At 50.9% G+C, this 18,841-nt stretch carries 20 protein-coding genes; 9 read left to right on the top strand and 11 right to left on the bottom strand.

Annotated features, from left to right (window positions below):
- Positions 1–34: 34 nt before the first annotated feature.
- Genes E1B03_RS01795 through E1B03_RS26650 form a run of 3 tightly spaced genes read left to right on the top strand, consistent with a single transcriptional unit; the run spans position 35 to position 625 of the window.
- Complete coding sequence (locus E1B03_RS01795; protein ID WP_133085597.1) at positions 35–277, top strand: type II toxin-antitoxin system ParD family antitoxin; 243 nt, start codon at positions 35–37, stop codon at positions 275–277.
- A complete protein-coding gene (locus E1B03_RS26655; RefSeq protein ID WP_246044137.1) occupies positions 270–410 on the top strand; it encodes a type II toxin-antitoxin system RelE/ParE family toxin in 141 nt (46 codons plus the stop codon). Before E1B03_RS01795 ends, E1B03_RS26655 begins: the two co-directional genes overlap by 8 nt.
- Positions 410–625: a type II toxin-antitoxin system RelE/ParE family toxin gene (locus tag E1B03_RS26650; RefSeq protein WP_246044136.1), complete on the top strand. Its 216-nt coding sequence runs from the start codon at positions 410–412 to the stop codon at positions 623–625. Before E1B03_RS26655 ends, E1B03_RS26650 begins: the two co-directional genes overlap by 1 nt.
- Here E1B03_RS26650 and fabY read toward each other — a convergent pair.
- The 10 genes from fabY to yihU all read right to left on the bottom strand — a co-directional run bounded on the left by fabY (position 562) and on the right by yihU (position 10,237).
- The gene (gene fabY / locus E1B03_RS01785; RefSeq protein ID WP_003825286.1) at positions 562–1,503 is read right to left on the bottom strand and encodes a fatty acid biosynthesis protein FabY; all 942 of its coding nucleotides are present in this window, start codon (positions 1,501–1,503) and stop codon (positions 562–564) included. The two genes, E1B03_RS26650 and fabY, sit on opposite strands and share 64 nt — an antisense overlap.
- 44 nt (positions 1,504–1,547) lie before the next feature.
- The gene (gene dtd, locus E1B03_RS01780; RefSeq protein ID WP_003028671.1) at positions 1,548–1,985 is read right to left on the bottom strand and encodes a D-aminoacyl-tRNA deacylase; all 438 of its coding nucleotides are present in this window, start codon (positions 1,983–1,985) and stop codon (positions 1,548–1,550) included.
- Positions 1,982–2,854 (bottom strand): virulence factor BrkB family protein, encoded by an 873-nt coding sequence (locus tag E1B03_RS01775; RefSeq protein ID WP_133085596.1) that lies wholly within the window; start codon positions 2,852–2,854, stop codon positions 1,982–1,984. The genes dtd and E1B03_RS01775 overlap by 4 nt, the downstream gene beginning before the upstream one ends.
- Positions 2,848–3,447 (bottom strand): glucose-1-phosphatase, encoded by a 600-nt coding sequence (gene yihX / locus E1B03_RS01770; RefSeq protein WP_103771915.1) that lies wholly within the window; start codon positions 3,445–3,447, stop codon positions 2,848–2,850. Before yihX ends, E1B03_RS01775 begins: the two co-directional genes overlap by 7 nt.
- 90 nt (positions 3,448–3,537) lie before the next feature.
- Positions 3,538–4,428 (bottom strand): aldose epimerase family protein, encoded by an 891-nt coding sequence (locus E1B03_RS01765; RefSeq protein WP_103771914.1) that lies wholly within the window; start codon positions 4,426–4,428, stop codon positions 3,538–3,540.
- Between the two features lie 30 nt (positions 4,429–4,458).
- On the bottom strand, positions 4,459–5,784 hold the full coding sequence (locus E1B03_RS01760) for an MFS transporter (RefSeq protein WP_103771913.1): 1,326 nt from the start codon (positions 5,782–5,784) through the stop codon (positions 4,459–4,461).
- A gap of 104 nt (positions 5,785–5,888) precedes the next feature.
- Positions 5,889–7,322 (bottom strand): MFS transporter, encoded by a 1,434-nt coding sequence (locus E1B03_RS01755; RefSeq protein WP_008786994.1) that lies wholly within the window; start codon positions 7,320–7,322, stop codon positions 5,889–5,891.
- Positions 7,323–7,391: 69 nt separating this feature from the next.
- On the bottom strand, positions 7,392–8,402 hold the full coding sequence (locus E1B03_RS01750; RefSeq protein ID WP_103771912.1) for a zinc-dependent alcohol dehydrogenase: 1,011 nt from the start codon (positions 8,400–8,402) through the stop codon (positions 7,392–7,394).
- Between the two features lie 31 nt (positions 8,403–8,433).
- Positions 8,434–9,321 (bottom strand): aldolase, encoded by an 888-nt coding sequence (locus E1B03_RS01745; protein WP_008786992.1) that lies wholly within the window; start codon positions 9,319–9,321, stop codon positions 8,434–8,436.
- 25 nt (positions 9,322–9,346) lie between these two features.
- Complete coding sequence (gene yihU, locus E1B03_RS01740; RefSeq protein WP_103771911.1) at positions 9,347–10,237, bottom strand: sulfolactaldehyde 3-reductase; 891 nt, start codon at positions 10,235–10,237, stop codon at positions 9,347–9,349.
- A gap of 172 nt (positions 10,238–10,409) precedes the next feature.
- Between yihU and E1B03_RS01735 the strand changes: the two genes are divergently transcribed.
- Together E1B03_RS01735 and E1B03_RS01730 are read left to right on the top strand one after the other, a co-directional pair.
- On the top strand, positions 10,410–11,306 hold the full coding sequence (locus E1B03_RS01735) for a sugar kinase (protein WP_133085595.1): 897 nt from the start codon (positions 10,410–10,412) through the stop codon (positions 11,304–11,306).
- 39 nt (positions 11,307–11,345) lie between these two features.
- Positions 11,346–12,134 carry a DeoR/GlpR family DNA-binding transcription regulator gene (locus E1B03_RS01730; RefSeq protein WP_008786989.1) on the top strand — a complete coding sequence of 263 codons (789 nt, stop codon included), beginning with the start codon at positions 11,346–11,348 and terminating at the stop codon, positions 12,132–12,134.
- A gap of 66 nt (positions 12,135–12,200) precedes the next feature.
- Here the strand turns inward: E1B03_RS01730 and typA are convergent, their stop codons facing one another.
- Positions 12,201–14,024 (bottom strand): ribosome-dependent GTPase TypA, encoded by a 1,824-nt coding sequence (typA, locus tag E1B03_RS01725; RefSeq protein ID WP_003028641.1) that lies wholly within the window; start codon positions 14,022–14,024, stop codon positions 12,201–12,203.
- Between the two features lie 380 nt (positions 14,025–14,404).
- Between typA and glnA the strand changes: the two genes are divergently transcribed.
- The 4 genes from glnA to E1B03_RS01700 all read left to right on the top strand — a co-directional run bounded on the left by glnA (position 14,405) and on the right by E1B03_RS01700 (position 18,806).
- On the top strand, positions 14,405–15,814 hold the full coding sequence (gene glnA / locus E1B03_RS01720) for a glutamate--ammonia ligase (RefSeq protein WP_003028638.1): 1,410 nt from the start codon (positions 14,405–14,407) through the stop codon (positions 15,812–15,814).
- 299 nt (positions 15,815–16,113) lie between these two features.
- Positions 16,114–17,163, top strand: a complete 1,050-nt coding sequence (gene glnL / locus E1B03_RS01710; protein WP_016155163.1) for a nitrogen regulation protein NR(II) — start codon at positions 16,114–16,116, stop codon at positions 17,161–17,163.
- Between the two features lie 11 nt (positions 17,164–17,174).
- Positions 17,175–18,584 carry a nitrogen regulation protein NR(I) gene (glnG, locus tag E1B03_RS01705; protein ID WP_133085594.1) on the top strand — a complete coding sequence of 470 codons (1,410 nt, stop codon included), beginning with the start codon at positions 17,175–17,177 and terminating at the stop codon, positions 18,582–18,584.
- Positions 18,585–18,695: 111 nt separating this feature from the next.
- Positions 18,696–18,806 (top strand): YshB family small membrane protein, encoded by a 111-nt coding sequence (locus E1B03_RS01700; protein ID WP_133085593.1) that lies wholly within the window; start codon positions 18,696–18,698, stop codon positions 18,804–18,806.
- Positions 18,807–18,841 lie beyond the last annotated feature (35 nt).

Genomic DNA, 18,841 nt, shown 5'->3' with positions numbered 1-18,841 from the left:
ATTTGTGTGAATAGATAACACAAAGGACAAACCTATGCCCAGAACTACCAGCATTACGATTGGCGAGCATCTCGATCGTTTTATTAACGAAATGATTGAAAGTGGGCGCTATGGTTCCACCAGCGAAGTTGTCCGTTCGGCATTACGTTTACTGGAAGAACAAGAATTGCGAAACAACGCATTACGCGACGCGCTGGAGGATGGGATACACAGCGGCACAAGCGACCTGACTCTACAGGAGGTCGCGCACAGGAAAAAGCGCAGTCTGAATGAATAAACTCTCTAATCAGGCAGTCGAAGACTTTGAATCTATCTATGAATACACCTGGAGAAAATTCGGTTATCAGCAGGCGGATAAATACACGACTGAGATGGAACAGCTATTTTTACTGTTCGAGAAAACGCTTTGATGGGACGCAACTGCTATGCGATTAAGAAAGGTACCCGTCAATACAATCATCGACAGCATGCGATTTTTTATCAAAATGCGGATTATGGCATTTTCATAATCCGCATTTTGCATCAGCAAATGAACCCAATATTACATTTCAGCCAGAGGATCTACTCTTCCTCGTTCCCACCTTCTTCATATGCGCCAAAAGGTTTTGCGGGTAGCACAATGTAGGTGCCTTCGAACACAACGCCCGGCGTGTCATCGCCAAATACCCCGACCTGCATCTGAACGCGCGCCTTGCGACCTCTTGCCAGACGGTCCAGGTCACCGCTCAGCGAGCCCAGATCGGCGATAGCGGTAGGTTTCCCGGTGATCGGCCTGCTGTATCGGATATGCGCATCGGCGAGGATTATGGTCCCGCCCAGATGACGCTCGCGCAGCATTAACCAGATAAGCCCCCAGCCCGTTAGCGTTGCCAGTGAAAACAGGCTTCCGGCAAACAGCGTGTGGTGCGGGTTCTGATTGCCCGTCTCGGGCATCGTGGTAATAAATTTCTGCCCGGTGTACTGCTGAATGCGCACGCCCATTTTCTCACTCAATGGAATATGTTCGTACCAGGCTTGCTGTAGCTGTCCGCACCAATCCCCACGATGGAGAATGTCGTCCAGCGTCGCGATGGGTTTAATCATCAAAAAGTGGCGCACCGGCGTGGTTTGCGGCGTGGTGATTTCTCCCTGACTCACAAACCCGAGCTTGGCGAAAAATTCGACCGCATCTTCCCGGGCGCTACAGGTTACGCGCTTTACCCCTTCCTGACGCGCCACAGACTCCAGGGTCATCGCCATCAGCGTGCCCAACCCTTTCTCCTGCACTGAGGGGTCAACGGCCATAAAGCGTATGGAGGCTTCGTTATCCGCATTGATATACAAACGTCCTACCGCAACCAGATTCCCCTCTTCGTCCACCACCATCTGATGATGCGCCATCGCATCCCAGGCATCCCGTTCGGAGCCTTTTGGTTGATGCAAAGGTTTACGCAGCATCTCCCAGCGAAACTGGTAGTAACGCTCTAACTCTTCTTCTGTTTGCGGTACTCGAAGGTGATACATAGTCGTATTCTCTCTTGTTGCCCGCGGCCACACCGGTAACTGGTTCATACTTGTAACCAGAACGTCACGGGACCATCATTAACCAGTGAAACCTGCATATCCGCAGCGAATCGACCGGTTTGCGTATTCATTTCCTGCTGGCGGCAACGCTCAACAAAGTACTCATACAGCGCTTCTGCCCGCTCGGGCGCTGCGCCTTTCGAAAACCCCGGGCGCATGCCGCGCTCGGTATCAGCCGCCAGCGTGAACTGTGAAACCACCAGCACACTCCCCCCTGATTGCTGCACGTTGAGGTTCATTTTGCCTTCGGCATCGCTAAAGATTCGATAGCCGAGTACGCGCTCGCACAGGCGGTTCGCTTTTTGTTCGTCATCATCCCTTTCGACACCTAACAGGACCAAAAGTCCTGGGCCAATTTCACCCGTCACCTCGCCCTCCACGGTGACGCTGGCACGGGTTACGCGCTGAATTAATGCAATCATGGTTGCTCTGCTTCTTCTTGTTCTGCGGCTTGTTTAAGTTTGCGGTATTCCCCGAGAGTGACAGTTATTTCCGCACCTAGCAAGACGATACACCACGTCCAGTATACCCAGACAAATAAAATGGGGATCACCGCCAGGACACCGTAAATGAGCTGATACGACGGGAACATCGTGATGTAGAGCGCAAATCCTTTCTTTCCGGCTTCGAACAACACGGCGGCCACAAAGGCCCCAATAACCGCATCACGATTGGGTACACGCGTAGTCGGTACGATGCTGTAAAGCAGCCAGAACGAGAGCCAGGAAAGCACCAGCGGAAATATACGCAGGACGTTATCAATCACCGTGTTGAGATCGCTGGCCCAGCGCAATGACAACAGATAAGAGCTGATCGCCAGACTGGCCCCCGCCAGCAGCGGCCCCAGCGTTAAAATCATCCAGTAGACGGCGAAAGAGTAAACTTTAGGGCGAGTACGCTTACTGCGCCAGATAGTATTTAGAGCATTATCAATGGCATACATCAGCAATAACGCTGTGACAATCAGCCCGCATGCCCCGACGGCCGTCATTTTGTTCGAGTTGGCGACAAACTGTTCGATATAACGCTGAATGACATCTCCCGTCGCCGGGATAAAGTTTGCGAAAATAAAATGCCGTAGCTGGACACTGACGTCGGAAAACATCGGAAATGCGGCGAAAAGAGCAAACACTACGGCAATAAGCGGCACTAATGAGAGCAATGAAACGTAGGCAAGATTCCCTGCCAGCGTCGTCATGTTGTCCTCATCAATCCGCTGCCATAGTAGCTTCAGCCAGGCCCGTACAGGACGCGTATGGTGCCAGGCTTGTTGCTGAACATTTTTTAGCATAACAACTTCGCGAAATAGTCCGGAATGGTCGTTTTATCGACAACCTGGATGCTGGTAATCCCTAACCGATTAGCCCCTTCAATATTATCGGCGTTGTCGTCAAAAAAGACCGCATCGTGCGCAGAAAAACCTTCAGACTGCAGGACGTGCTGGTAAATCCGGGCTTCCGGTTTACGCATGCCCAAATCCTGGGAAAGATAAATATGGTCAGCAGCCTGACGGATTTCGGGGTATTCGTCCGGCCAAAACGTCGTGTGCAGACGGTTAGTATTCGACAAGACAACCACCCGATGCCCCTGCTCACGCAGCTTATGCATGATGTCGATGACTTCAGGACGCAAGGCAACAAAAACGGCCTGCCAGCCGTGGGAGAACTGCTCATAGCTTAGCGGCAGCGCCATGTCATGACATAGCGCCTCGGCAAAGGCTTCATCCGTTATTTCACCTCGTTCGTGCTGGTGAAAAGCCTCTCCCATGGTGAAACTTTGCTTTAGCGAGGCCAGCGGTACACGGCTCAGATCGCTCCATGTGCCTAACACGCGATTGAAGTCGATATCGACAATCACATTACCCAAATCAAAGATATAGAGCATGCCCTTCTCCTTATTCGCCGTGGATGAATAACTGTAGCGGGAAAGGAGAAGTTTGACTATGCGTCCCTGTCGGGATTATTGGCTAAGCCATCAGAATTCCTGTGTAAATTGCCAGCGCGACTCAATCACCAACGGAAGACCTGCACTGACAAACTGGGGTGTCCTATTTATCGCATTTGGCGCCTGAGTAAGCGGGTTGACACATGTTGCGTCGGGCTGTTTGTCAAAAACGACCAGGCTTTGCGCACTCGATGTCATCGTCATACTCAGCTTACCTGGCCACTGTAATCTGACATTGAGACCGTCATTAAAACCAAAGCAGTCATCCCACGGACCTGATTGTGGAGGGATTTTATTACCTGTTGGTAACTCATTATTCCCTGCTTCTTCCTGCCAGTCGGCCTTAAAACATACCAGTAATTCATCTTCTTCATTCTGCTGGCCCAGTTGTTTTTCAAACCAGGGGTGCCATCCAGCAGATGCCGGAAAAGTTTCAGACATGGTGTGAATTTCAAGTCGCAGAATTAACGCATCGTCTTCAAGAGTCAGCGTCTGCAGGACCTCTCCTTGCCAGGGCCAAGGAGCGCCCAGTAGCATGCGCAGTTTCAAGGTATCCGTTTGATGTTCGACAATTTCCCATGATGAATAACAGGCCATACCATGTAGAGCATGAGGCGGTTTGTTAGCAGGTAATACGTACTGTTTCTCCCCCACGGTCAATGTTGCATCGCCAAGGCGGCCAGCCCAAGGAACCATAGGAAAGCAGCCATACTGAAATGCTTTACGCTGTGGCTCCCATTGACGCAACACTTCAAAACCAAACGCCTGAAGCGAGGTGATTCTGGCACCATCGCGCGGAAAAATTTGCAGACGTAGATGTCCTTTTTCCAGAAAAATGGGTTGGCCGATCGGTCCCGGCCAGGCGGTATCAAAAGCACGTTGTAATGCTTGATAATGCTCAGTATTCAATTCATTGTTCATGAAATTACTCTCTGATATTTCGGTAAGAAGTTAAATGTTATTAGCGCCATTTTTATTGTCTGAATGTGGCTCGATAAGCCAGACGCAAATGAATGAAAGTATTGAGATAACAAACAGAAACAGTGCTACATACCACGGTTTCCCGCCTCCCAGCGCCAACAAACTGGAGGCAATGAGCGGGCTCAACCCACCCAGAATTGCTGAGAACTGATATGCAAAGGAAAGACCCGTATAGCGCACTCGTGTTCCGAACATACGGGTAAATAAGGTGGGCTGTACTGCAAACATCATCGTTGGCCCCAGGTTATAGCCAAGAATCATGCAGCACCAGATGATAAGTGTGCTTTTCGTATCCAGCAGCAGGAAGAATGGGAATGCAAAAAGGATGCAAAAACCAGCGCCAAATAAATACATCTTCCGTTGCCCAACGCGGTCAGAGATCCAACCAATTAATGGACAACACACAATGCCAATTGCTGAGGCGATTAGCATGCCGTTGAGTGGAATATCCCTTGATAATGCCAACTGGCTGGAAATATAGACAATACCAAAGGCATTAATGATGTTCGACGAAACGCTCTCCGCCAGCCTGGCCCCTAGAGCCAACAGAATATTCCGTGGATGCTTACGGAAAAGTTCAAACAACGGTGGTGCTGATTGTTCCTGTGAGACAGCCGTTTTTTGTTTTTTAAAATCCAGTGTTTCTTCAGTATGTAACCGTATGAACATCCCAACAATTAACATGATGGCAGATAGCCAAAAAGGGATACGCCATCCCCAAGCCAGAAACTCTTCCTGGGTCAGGAAGTGATTGCATAATGCAAACACCCCTGTCGCCAGCATAATCCCCACTGAGGCTGCTGTTTGTGGGAGCGAACCTAAAAACCCACGCTTCGCCTCAGGCGCAGATTCAATAGTCATCAATGCAGCCCCGCCATATTCCCCACCCAGACCGAATCCCTGAACCAGGCGCAGAACCATTAATATAATCGGGGCCCAGATCCCAATATCCTGGTATGTTGGAATGAAACCGATTAAAAACGTTGAGGAACCAACTATCGCTAACGTCCAAATCAACGTTATTTTGCGACCGACTTTATCGCCAAAGTGGCCAAAAACAATGCCTCCAAGCGGACGTGACAGAAAACCCACACCAAAGGTGGCGAATGCGGCGATTAAACCAATAAAAGGATCTCTATCAGGGAAAAACAGGGGAGCAAAGACTAGCCCTGCCGCCGTTCCGAAAATAAAAAAATCGTACCATTCCATCAACGCGCCAGCGAAACTGCCCATGACAACGCGTCTCATGGCTTTGCCGGATAGCTCTTTCCCTGGTACATGTTCTATTTCAGCCATAATTTTCCTCTCCGGGTCGGCGAGAAATCTGCGCAATAAAATCACTAAAAAAGCGGCGGATTTATACGAAAAAGCGCGTCGACATATTGCGACGCGCTTGCTTGTTATTTATCCAGCTCAGCCAGTACCTCAGCGTCTTCAGCGTCAACGTTTGCACCAAGTGGTTCCCACTTAATCAACACGCATGTCAGGAAGCCGAGAAAAGGAACAATTGCCAGCCAATAGAACGCTTCTGTCTTTAATGCACCCCACAACATAGGCCAGAAAATAAGTCCGGCAATCGCCCCAGTACGCATAATTGCACGAGCAAATCCTACGCCTGTCGGGCGAATAGATGGCGGATAAGAAAGTGTGGCAATGGTCATTCCCAGGCCGCCCGGGCCCGCTGAATGGAAGAAAATGATTGCGCCCAACAAACCTAAAGAAAGCCATGGGTTGGTGGTTGCTAATGCACCTAAAGCCAGTAATGCAACCGTTACGACGGCGAAACCATACATCGACTGAAGGCGAGTTCCCAAACGCTGGAGGATAAGTGAACCAATCAATCCCCCTGTAATGCCACACAGGGCATTCACTACCGCTGAACCGCTAAGAGCCCCGGTTAATCCGCCACTCAGGATTCCCGCCAAAGTCAGCGGTAAATAAACACCCACGGCGTTATATTGCCAGGCTTGCATCGTCGCCACAACGCAGCCGAGAATAGTACGTTTGCGATACCGTGAGTTAAATAAAATTCCATAGCCGCCATGAAACTTACTTTCTGTTTTTTCAGCAGAAAAATCATCGTTTTTTGGTTTGGCAGCAACGCGGGCATGAACACCATAGCGTTTAGCCAGAATATCGCAGGCTTTATCATAACGTCCGACTCGTGCGGCCCACATCGCAGACTCACCGATGAAGAAATAACGCAGAATCATGATAATGACGGCAAAAATAGCACCAATGAAAATACCATAGCGCCATAATTGCTCTTCCGCGATACCCGACAACAACAGTGGAAGCAGCACAAGATAGACGACCGTCGTTGATACATACCAGGCCATTTGCCAGAGATTAACTGACGAACCGGTTTTCTTAGATGTTGAGCCGCGTAGTTCTGCCACCGCATTTGTTGCCAGCGGGAAATCAATACCCAAGCCAAATCCCATGATTACGCGACACACCAGCACCCACCAGATGTTCGGGGCTATCGCGACAGCTGCGGCACCTATTGTGCACAGGCCCATTCCGATGATAAAAGCGCGCTTTTGACCAAAGCGGTTAATCACACGGTTTGCCAGTAATCCACCAATCAGGGCGGCGACTAAAACAGAGGCGTTAACCGTCGCCGCCAGCCCCGGTGAAATACCAAATTGCAATGCGATATATTTATTACCAAAACCCACCATCGCCGCCTGATAGGCATCAATTAGAATGCCACCAAGAGCGATAAAAATGACGCCGACACTGGTGTTTACTGCTGAATGTTTATTAACAATATCAATCACGTCCTGGGGACGACCGATCGAGTAAGGTGTAGGACTGGTGATGTGACTCATCGCAGCATCCTTTTTCATTGTTGTAGGATGGCGCTACCCTTAAGCAGCACCAGACAGAGGGTTACAGCATCAAACCTCAGCAAATTGCAGCATGACTTTTATAGAGTCATTTTGCTGCGCACGTTCAAACGCCTTAGCCGCATCTTCGACAGGGAAGAGATCGGTCACCAGTTCGCTGGTGTCAAACCGTCCATCCGCAAGCCATTCAATCACGGCATCGAAGTCTTCCGGGATATACATGCCGGAATTCAACAAATCGCGTTCGAAGCGCTGCATCATCGGCAGAGGAATTTCACGTGGGCCACTCGGTACCCCCATGCACACTACCGTTCCGCCAGCATAAACGTGGGTAAATGCATCATTCAGCGTGGCCTGGGCGGCAACAACATCAATTGCCCCCGTAAAACGGACCTGTGCATCCAATTCCCCCGGAGCCCAGACTTCCGTGGCACCTAGCTTTAAGGACAACGCGCGCTTGGCGGCATCAGGCTCTATGACTGTGATCTTTCCCGCACCCATGATGCGCAATGCTTGAACGATGGATAAACCAATTGTCCCTGCACCAATCACAAGTACACTTTCCAATGACGCTTTCGGCATACGGCTTACGCAATGACGCGCACAGGCTGCTGGCTCAGCGAAAGCCAGTGCTTTTAGTGGTAACGAAGCAGGTGCAACATGGCAGTTTCGTGCAGGTACAATGTGCTGCGAGCGGGCAAAACCCGGCGCCCGGAAGCCAGCAACCTGTGGCGGCTCACACAGATTAAAGCGACCCGCTTTACAAGCACGACACTCCATGCAGGCCATAATTGGGTCGACTACGACATGATCGCCCAGCTTAACATTCGTTACTTCACTGCCCACTTCAGTTACGCGTGCCGCAATTTCATGTCCAGGCACAACCGGAGGTTTTGCAAATGGGTGTCCTCCTTTCAGTACATGCAGGTCAGAGCCACATATTCCGTAAAACACCGGAGCAATGCGGACTTCTTGCGGTTTAAGTTCCTGGTGCGGCAGCTCAACATACTGGGTGGTCACCTTCCCAATATCAGAAAATAGAACTTGGGTAATCTTATCCATGGTTCTTCTCCAGATTCGTTAAAATGGGTGATTAACGCTGAGAAATCCCTTCATCGACGATTTCTGCCAGGCGTTGTAAGCGTGGAACCGACACATCACGCAACATTGTTTGCGGATCTTGAGCACCAACAACCGATGCCCAAACGGCACGCCCTGCCAGGAATCCGGAAGCTCCACCCTTCATGGCGATACGGACCGCGCGGCCAAAAATATCCGCATCAACACCAGAAGAAAGAATGACCCACGGCATTTTCATTTGTTCATGCAACTTTTGACACGCAGCAAGTAGGGTCTGTTCATCACCTTTGCCGCCTAATGGCATTTCAGCTTTATAGAGGTCAGCATCGGTGCAGCCGAGTTCAGCCGCTGCGGCAACGATGGCGCTTTCCCGGTCAAATTCCCAGCCACGACGAGGAGGTCGGACGACCGGCTCAATGATGCTGACCAGCCCTGCGCTACGACAGCGTTGAACAAACTCAGCCACCATAGCCAAACGTTCTTCTGCGGGTTCATCTTCACGCCACAGCACTAACAACTTCATGGCTTTCGCACCCATTTCGCGGGCTTTATGCGGATCAATTGCTCTGTCAATTTCGACACTATCAACCGGAATACCATTACCCGGAACAAAATGGTCAGCCGCCACAATCAGCCCACATGAATCAGCGACTGCACCTTGAGAGACAATCTGATCGAGACAAAATTGTTTATCTGCCAGAACCGCTGAAGCGTAGGGAGACAGAATTTGTGTTGCTGCAACTTTAAAATCAGTCAATACGCTGTCGGCAACAGGTTTAGGATGTCCAGACGCTGCAAACATCAGACGCATTGCTTCACGCTGATCAACGGCCAGCATGGCAAATCCACCGCCAGGGCGAGAAATATCTTTCAGCGTGTATGGGGTATTGTGGGAAGACATAATAACTCCTGTAACTGTTTAAAATTTAGAGTGAATCTGGTCGGCCAGCCTGCTGACGAACCTGAGATAACAGCGCACTCCAGTCCTGACGGCCTCGACCGTTTTCGCTGGCACGGGTGTAATAGGTTTCTGCTGCAATGCCCATATTGAGCGGCGTACCGGTCTGACTAGCGACATCGACGGCAATACGCAGGTCTTTCAACGCGAGGTCCACCATGAATGCCGGAGAAAGGTCTCCTTTAAGTACCTTGCCAGGCCAGGTTGTCGTAAAGTGCCCCTTGCCTGCGGCAGTACCGCTCATGACCTTAATGGCCACATCAAGGCTCAAACCCAATGACTCGCAAAGAACAGCGGCTTCCGCTGACAAGGCGTTCAGCGCAATACTCATATAGTTATTGATGAGCTTTACGCGGATCCCCATACCGGGACCGCCAGCTTCCACCAGCTCATTCCCCATACACATCAGCACAGGGCGAGCACGTTCAACCTGTTCAGGCGTTCCACCAGCAAGAATCAGCAGCGTGCCGTCAATCGCGTTAACTGACGTCCTGCCCACAGGAGCATCCATCATGCTGATGCCTTTCTCTTTCATCTCATGAATCAACTCATCGGTCTGCAATGGATGAATCGTGGACATGTCAATAACCAATGCATTGGGGGACTGGCCTTCGCTGACGCCATCTTTACCCAGCAGAACTTGCCGAACGATATCGCCATTTGGCAGCATAGTGATTATGAATTCGGCACCTTTAGCGGCCTCAGCAGGGGTTTGAGCAGCAGTCGCACCTTTTTGTACTAATTCATTGACTGCCTGTTGGTTTACGTCGAACACACGCAAAGCATGTCCCTTTTGCAACAGATTATTAGCCATTGGGCTGCCCATCTGGCCCAAGCCCAAAAATGCAACGGTTGTCATGAATGCTCTCCTGTCTCAGGTTGACAAAATAATTACAATTAAAAACTCGTTTTCGTCTGTTTTTGAGCATATTTGTAATTTATGACTAAAAACAAGACGCGTGTCACTAATTTGATCATTTATGTCATTAAAATGAACAAAAGAAGACAAGATCACACAGGACTAACCAAATATGACCAGAATTGCATGTGTTGGAATCACCGTTCAGGACCGTATTTATTCTCTGAACAACCTGCCCGATGGCGGGGGGAAATATCAGTCAAATCAATATCTGGAGACAGGTGGCGGCCCGGCGGCAACAGCAGCTGTCGCCATTGCCCAGCTTGGTATTGACGTTGATTTTATAGGCCGTGTAGGCGATGACAGTTGTGGGAATACCTTGCTTAACGAGCTTCAGAGCTGGGGGGTCAATACGGCGTTCTGCCGGCAATACCCGAACTCCCGTTCATCCCAGTCCGCAATTTTAGTCGACCAGCATGGCGAACGCATTATCGTGAACTATCCAAGCCCGGATCTCGATACGGATGCAAGGTGGCTGGAGTCGATTGATTTTTCCCGGTATGACATCGTTCTGGCCGATGTACGTTGGCATGAAGGGACGTTGAAATCCTTCGAACTGGCACGTGCCGCCGGAGTTCCAACGCTGTTGGATGCCGATATGACACCACAAGATATAACCCCATTGGTGGCGCTGGCAGATCATGCCGTTTTTTCAACTCCAGGTCTGAAGAGAATGACCGGGCAAGATGATGCACAACAGGCACTTAAACTGGCCGCTGAGCAAACCAATGGTAAAGTGTACGTTACGCTTGGTGGCGAAGGGTCACTATGGATCGAAAATGGTCATATGTGTCAACAGACTGCATTTTCTGTCAATGTTGTGGATACAACCGGTGCAGGTGATGTTTTCCATGGTGCAATGGCAGCAGCTCTTGCAGAGCAAATGCCGACTGACCAGGCGATTCGCTTCGCAAGTGCGGTGGCGGCGATGAAATGCACTCAGGCGGGTGGACGAGCCGGAATTCCTAATCGTGCGCAAACCGAATCATTTTTGTCACTTTATGCGTAAAATAGCCAACAATTACGGGGAAGAAGTCCAGGAGTATTCATGAGCATCATTGAAGTCACCGGTAATCCGCGACACGATCAACTTGTTCATTACATTACAGAACGCGGCTATATGAATATCGAAGAGCTCGCACAATTGCTGGACGTGTCCACGCAAACCGTGCGCCGGGATATTCGTAAGTTAAGCGAACAGGGCTTGATCACCAGACATCATGGTGGAGCCGGACGTGTATCCAGCGTCATGAATACCGCCTTTGAACAGCGAGAGTTGTCCCTTACCCAGGAAAAAGAAGCGATAGCGGAAGCGGTTGCTGATTATCTTCCTGAGCGCTGTACGGTATTTATTACCATTGGTACAACGGTGGAAGCCGTCGCACGAGCTTTACTGAACCGCCGGGATCTTCGCATCATTACTAACAGTCTTCGTGTTGCGCAGATCTTATATAAGAATCAAGATCTTGAGGTCATGGTGCCTGGTGGAACGTTACGTGCTCATAATGGAGGTATTGTTGGCCCAGGAGCAGTGAACTTTATTGAAGGATTTAGAGCCGACTATTTGATTACCAGTATTGGTGCCATTGAGGAAGACGGCACACTATTGGAATTTGACGTTAACGAAGCTCTTGTCGCCAAAACGATGATTAAGCATGCACGTAATACGCTGTTAGTTGCTGATCATACTAAGTTTACTGCCTCAGCCGCTGTATCCATCGGTAATATGCGTAAAATTCGGGCATTTTTTACCGATTCCCAACCTCCTAATTCATTCAAGCAATTGCTTGATTTAGAAAATATTGAGCTAGTCATTGCAGAACAGGAAACAACCTGATCTTTTAGATAAAAAAAGCCGCTGAAATCAGCGGCTTTTTTGTGCTTACCTGAAAAAGAGCGTTAATTACTCTTCTTTCGCGCCACGCATTGCACGGCGACGATCGTTTTCAGTCAGGTGACGCTTACGGATACGGATAGAGGTTGGAGTCACTTCTACCAGTTCGTCGTCATCGATGAATTCCAGAGCCTGCTCCAGAGTCATCTTAACCGGCGGAACCAGAACCGTTGCTTCGTCAGTACCGGACGCACGCATGTTGGTCAGTTTCTTACCGGTCAGGCAGTTTACAGTCAGGTCGTTAGAGCGGCTGTGAATACCGATGATCTGGCCTTCGTAAACTTCAGCACCGTGACCCAGGAACAGCTTACCGCGGTCCTGCAGGCTGAACAGTGCGAACGCAACTGCTTTACCCTGGCCGTTGGAGATCAGAACGCCGTTCTGACGCTGACCCACATCACCCGCACGAACGTCGTCGTAGTGGCTGAAGGTGGAGTACAGCAGACCAGTACCGGAAGTCATGGTCATGAATTCTGAACGGAAGCCGATCAGACCACGGCTTGGGATCACGTAGTCAAGACGTACGCGGCCTTTTCCGTCTGGATTCATGTTTTTCAGGTCGCCTTTACGCTCACCCAGAGCCTGCATCACAGAACCCTGGTGCTGCTCTTCGACGTCCAGCGTTACGTTTTCGAACGGCTCTTGTTTACGGCCATCGATTTCGCGGAAGATTACTTTCGGACGGGAAACCGCCATTTCGAAACCTTCACGACGCATGTTTTCGATCAGAACAGACAGGTGCAGCTCACCACGACCGGATACACGGAACGCATCCGCATCTTCGGTTTCTTCAACGCGCAACGCAACGTTGTGCACCAGCTCTTTGTTCAGGCGGTCAAGGATCTGACGAGAGGTAACATATTTACCTTCTTTACCACAGAACGGAGAGGTGTTTACGCAGAAGAACATGGTTACGGTCGGCTCATCAACGGACAGAGCCGGCAACGCTTCGACATTCTGCGGGTCGCAGATAGTGTCGGAGATGTTCAGTTCGCCCAGACCGGTGATCGCGATGATATCGCCTGCTTCGGCAATATCACTCTCGATACGTTCCAGACCCAGATGGGTCAGAACTTTACCGACTTTACCGTTACGGGTTTTGCCTTCGCTATCAATGATAGTGATCTGCTGGTTCGGTTTAACTTTACCGCGTTTGATGCGGCCGATACCGATTACGCCAACGTAGTTGTTGTAGTCCAGCTGGGAGATTTGCATCTGCAGCGGGCCATCAAGGTCTACGTTCGGAGCCGGTACGCGATCAACGATGGTCTGATACAGCGGAGTCATGTCTTCAGCCATGTCTTCGTGATCCAGACCTGCGATACCGTTCAGCGCGGAAGCGTAAACGATCGGGAAGTCCAGCTGCTCGTCGGTAGCGTCGAGGTTAACGAACAGGTCGAATACCTGATCAACAACCCAGTCAGGACGCGCGCCAGGACGGTCAACTTTGTTGATAACAACAATTGGCTTCAGGCCATGGGCAAAGGCTTTTTTGGTCACGAAGCGCGTCTGCGGCATCGGACCGTCCATTGCATCCACCACCAGCAGCACGGAGTCGACCATGGACATTACACGTTCAACTTCACCACCGAAGTCGGCGTGCCCCGGGGTATCAACGATGTTGATACGGTAGTCATTCCATTTGATAGCGGTGTTTTTAGCGAGGATGGTAATCCCACGCTCTTTCTCCAAATCGTTGGAGTCCATCACGCGCTCTTGGGTTTCAGCACGTGCATCGAACGTACCGGATTGTTGGAGCAGCTTGTCTACCAGGGTCGTTTTACCATGGTCTACGTGCGCGATGATGGCGATGTTACGCAAATTTTCGATCACAACTTTGCCTCAGGCATTTTAGAAATAGCGCGTTATTGTACACGGATTAATCGCAGTACAAAACAGGATCACAAACATCCTCCGCAAACAAGTATTGCAGAGTTTCTTTGTGATCACATTCACGGAGCGTTAAAAGGGGTAATCTGACATGCTTTGCACCAATATGGTGCTTAATGTTCACATTAAAGCACTATAATGGTGCAATACAACCTTCATGGTGCAGCCCCTTTGCACGATAGTGCGCATGATAACGCCTTTTAGGGGCAATTTAAAAGTTGGCACAGATTTCGCTTTATATTTTTTACGGCGACACGGCCAATTTTTTGCAGAATTGAAGACTTCGTTACCACGACGACCATGACCAATCCGGGAGAGTAAGTATGTCCGCTGAACACGTTTTGACGATGCTGAACGAACACGAAGTGAAGTTTGTTGATTTACGCTTCACTGATACTAAAGGTAAAGAACAGCACGTCACTATTCCTGCTCATCAGGTAAATGCCGAATTCTTTGAAGAAGGCAAAATGTTTGACGGCTCCTCAATCGGTGGCTGGAAAGGCATTAACGAATCAGACATGGTTCTGATGCCAGATGCGTCTACTGCACTCATCGACCCGTTTTATGAAGAGTCTACGCTGATCATCCGTTGCGATATCCTGGAACCAGGTACGCTGCAGGGTTACGACCGCGACCCGCGCTCCATTGCTAAACGCGCTGAAGAGTATCTGCGTTCTACCGGCATCGCAGACACCGTTCTGTTCGGGCCAGAGCCAGAATTCTTCCTGTTTGACGACATCCGTTTCGGCGCGTCCATTTCCGGTTCCCACGTGGCTATCGATGACATCGAAGGCGCATGGAACTCTTCTACCAAATACGAAGGTGGCAACAAAGGCCACCGTCCAGGCGTGAAAGGCGGTTACTTCCCGGTTCCTCCGGTAGATTCTTCTCAGGACATCCGTTCTACCATGTGTCTGATCATGGAAGAGATGGGCCTGGTCGTTGAAGCGCATCACCACGAAGTGGCGACCGCTGGCCAGAACGAAATCGCAACCCGCTTCAACACCATGACCAAAAAAGCGGATGAGATTCAGATCTACAAATATGTTGTTCATAACGTCGCTCACCGTTTCGGTAAAACCGCGACCTTTATGCCAAAACCAATGTTTGGCGATAACGGTTCCGGTATGCACTGCCACATGTCCCTGTCCAAGAACGGCGTAAACCTGTTCTCCGGCGACAAATATGCAGGTCTGTCTGAGCAGGCACTGTTCTACATCGGCGGCGTAATCAAACACGCTAAAGCGATCAACGCCCTGGCTAACCCGACCACTAACTCCTACAAGCGTCTGGTCCCAGGCTACGAAGCGCCGGTAATGCTGGCTTACTCTGCCCGTAACCGTTCTGCTTCTATCCGTATTCCGGTAGTTGCTTCTCCGAAAGCGCGTCGTATCGAAGTGCGTTTCCCGGACCCGGCTGCTAACCCGTACCTGTGCTTCGCAGCGCTGCTGATGGCTGGCCTTGACGGTATTAAGAACAAGATCCACCCGGGCGAAGCGATGGACAAAAACCTGTACGACCTGCCGCCGGAAGAAGCGAAAGAGATCCCACAGGTTGCTGGTTCTCTGGAAGAAGCACTGAAAGAACTGGATCTGGACCGTGAGTTCCTGACTGCAGGCGGCGTGTTCACCAATGAAGCGATCGATGCGTACATTACGCTGCGTCGCGAAGAAGATGACCGTGTGCGTATGACTCCGCACCCGGTAGAGTTTGAGCTGTACTACAGCGTTTAATTTAACTTTTACACTCTCACATAAAGACGTGCAGAGGATGTAATAACCAATGGATTTCTTGCTACAGCAAGGCAGCAATTGAGTGAATCCCCGGGAGCTTACATAAGTAAGTGACTGGGGTGAGCGAAAGCAGCCAACACAGCTGTAGGGAGAAAGACGAAGGTTTTAGTTGCCGTGGAACTTTTAGCCCATCTCTGGATGGGCTTTTTTCTCCACTAACAACCTGCTTTTTCGCGCTTTTTTGATGTAAAAAGCTATAATGCACTAAATTGGTGCAATACTTTTCAGGAGACTGCTGAATGGCAACCGGCACGCTGCCCGATGCTGGGCAGATCCTCAATTCTTTAATCAATAGCATCTTACTCGTCGACGATGAGCTGGCGGTACATTACGCCAACCCTGCGGCGCAACAGCTGCTCGCCCAAAGCTCCCGCAAACTGTTTGGTACTCCGCTTCCCGATCTGTTGAGTTATTTCTCTTTGAACATCGGGCTGATGCGAGAGAGTCTGGAAGCAGGCCAGGGCTTTACGGATAACGAAGTGACGCTGGTGATAGACAGCCACTCGCATATCCTCTCTGTGACCGCTCAGAGGCTGCCTGATGGCCTTATCCTGCTGGAGATGGCGCCAATGGATAACCAACGCCGTCTGAGTCAGGAACAGCTCCAGCACGCCCAACAGATTGCTGCTCGCGACCTGGTCCGCGGCCTGGCGCACGAAATTAAAAACCCGCTGGGTGGATTACGCGGCGCGGCGCAGCTTCTCAGTAAAGCGCTTCCGGACCCGGCGCTGACCGAATATACCAAAGTCATTATTGAGCAGGCCGACCGCCTGCGTAATCTGGTCGACCGTCTGCTGGGGCCGCAACAGCCGGGCATGCACGTCACGGAAAGCATTCACAAAGTGGCAGAGCGCGTGGTGGCGCTGGTCTCGATGGAGCTGCCGGAAAACGTCACGCTAATCCGGGATTACGACCCAAGTCTGCCTGAATTACTGCACGATCCGGACCAGATCGAGCAGGTTCTGTTAAACATCGTGCGTAATGCTTTGCAGGCGCTGGGACCGGAGGGCGGCGAGATCATTCTACGTACCCGTACCGCGTTTCAACTCACGCTGCACGGCATGCGTTATCGCCTGGCGGCGCGAATTGATGTTGAGGATAACGGTCCGGGTATTCCCTCGCATTTGCAGGACACGCTGTTCTACCCAATGGTCAGCGGTCGCGAAGGCGGTACCGGCCTTGGATTATCTATCGCCCGTAATTTGATTGATCAACATTCCGGCAAAATTGAATTTACCAGCTGGCCGGGTCATACCGAGTTCTCGGTTTATCTGCCTATCAGGAAATAAAGGTGACGTTTATGCAACGAGGAATAGTCTGGGTAGTTGATGACGATAGTTCCATCCGTTGGGTGCTTGAACGTGCGCTCGCAGGGGCAGGACTAAGCTGCACTACATTTGAAAGCGGTAAAGAGGTGCTGGACGCGCTGGCCAGCAAAACGCCGGACGTGCTGCTGTCGGATATTCGCATGCCGGGTATGGACGGTCTGACGCTGTTAAAACAGATCAAACAGCGGCATCCGATGCTTCCGGTCATCATAATGACCGCACACTCCGATCTGGATGCCGCCGTCAGCGCCTATCAGCAAGGGGCGTTTGATTATCTGCCCAAACCTTTTGATATTGATGAAGCCGTGGCGCTGGTTGAGCGCGCCATCAGCCATTATCAGGAACAGCAGCAGCCGCGTAATGTTCAGATCAACGGCCCAACAACCGACATCATCGGCGAAGCACCGGCAATGCAGGATGTCTTTCGCATTATTGGTCGCCTGTCCCGGTCTTCAATCAGCGTATTGATTAACGGAGAGTCCGGGACCGGTAAAGAGCTGGTCGCCCATGCGTTGCATCGCCACAGCCCGCGTGTCAAAGCGCCGTTTATCGCGCTGAACATGGCGGCTATTCCGAAAGATTTGATCGAGTCTGAGCTGTTTGGTCACGAGAAAGGCGCGTTTACCGGGGCGAATACCATTCGTCAGGGTCGCTTTGAACAGGCAGACGGCGGCACGCTGTTCCTTGATGAAATTGGTGATATGCCGCTGGACGTGCAGACGCGTTTATTGCGCGTATTAGCCGATGGACAGTTTTACCGCGTTGGCGGTTATGCGCCGGTGAAAGTGGATGTGCGCATTATCGCCGCCACGCATCAGAATCTGGAACTGCGCGTGCAGGAAGGCAAATTCCGTGAGGACTTATTCCATCGTCTGAACGTCATCCGCGTGCATCTACCGCCGCTGCGCGAACGTCGGGAAGATATTCCACGCCTGGCACGTCATTTCCTGCAGGAAGCTGCCCGAGAACTGGGTGTAGAAGCCAAGCAATTACACCCCGAAACCGAAGCCGCACTGACGCGTCTGGCCTGGCCAGGCAACGTGCGTCAGCTTGAGAACACCTGTCGCTGGTTAACCGTAATGGCCGCCGGGCAGGAAGTACTCATCCAGGACTTACCGGCCGAACTGTTTGAAACCACCGTGCCTGACGCACCGTCCCATATGCAACCAGACAGCTGGGCAACCCTGTTAGCGCAGTGGGCGGACCGGGCTTTACGTTCCGGTCATCAAAACCTGCTTTCTGAGGCGCAGCCGGAGATGGAACGCACGCTGTTGACTACCGCGCTACGACATACTCAGGGGCACAAACAGGAAGCGGCACGGCTGCTGGGCTGGGGGCGTAATACCTTGACGCGGAAGTTAAAAGAGCTCGGAATGGAGTGACAAATCGTCACTGTGTAAAGATTGATAATTGAGCGCAAATTGCTGCTATTTTGCGCTTTACTGTTCCGATGAGTTAAGTATGATCGTGCCCGGCAAACGGGGGAAGTCATCATGCTGGAATCAATGATTAATCTGCTGTCGAGCGGTGCGCTCGAAAGCCATACGCCACAAACTGCGGTTGCCGCTGTGCTGTGTGCGGCGTTGGTTGGGCTGTTCAGTTGACAATGTGCCGGATGGCGCTAACGCTTGTCCGGCCT

This window comes from Citrobacter arsenatis (assembly GCF_004353845.1).
Classification (GTDB): domain Bacteria; phylum Pseudomonadota; class Gammaproteobacteria; order Enterobacterales; family Enterobacteriaceae; genus Citrobacter; species Citrobacter arsenatis.
This window is presented reverse-complemented; position numbering and strand designations above follow the sequence as displayed.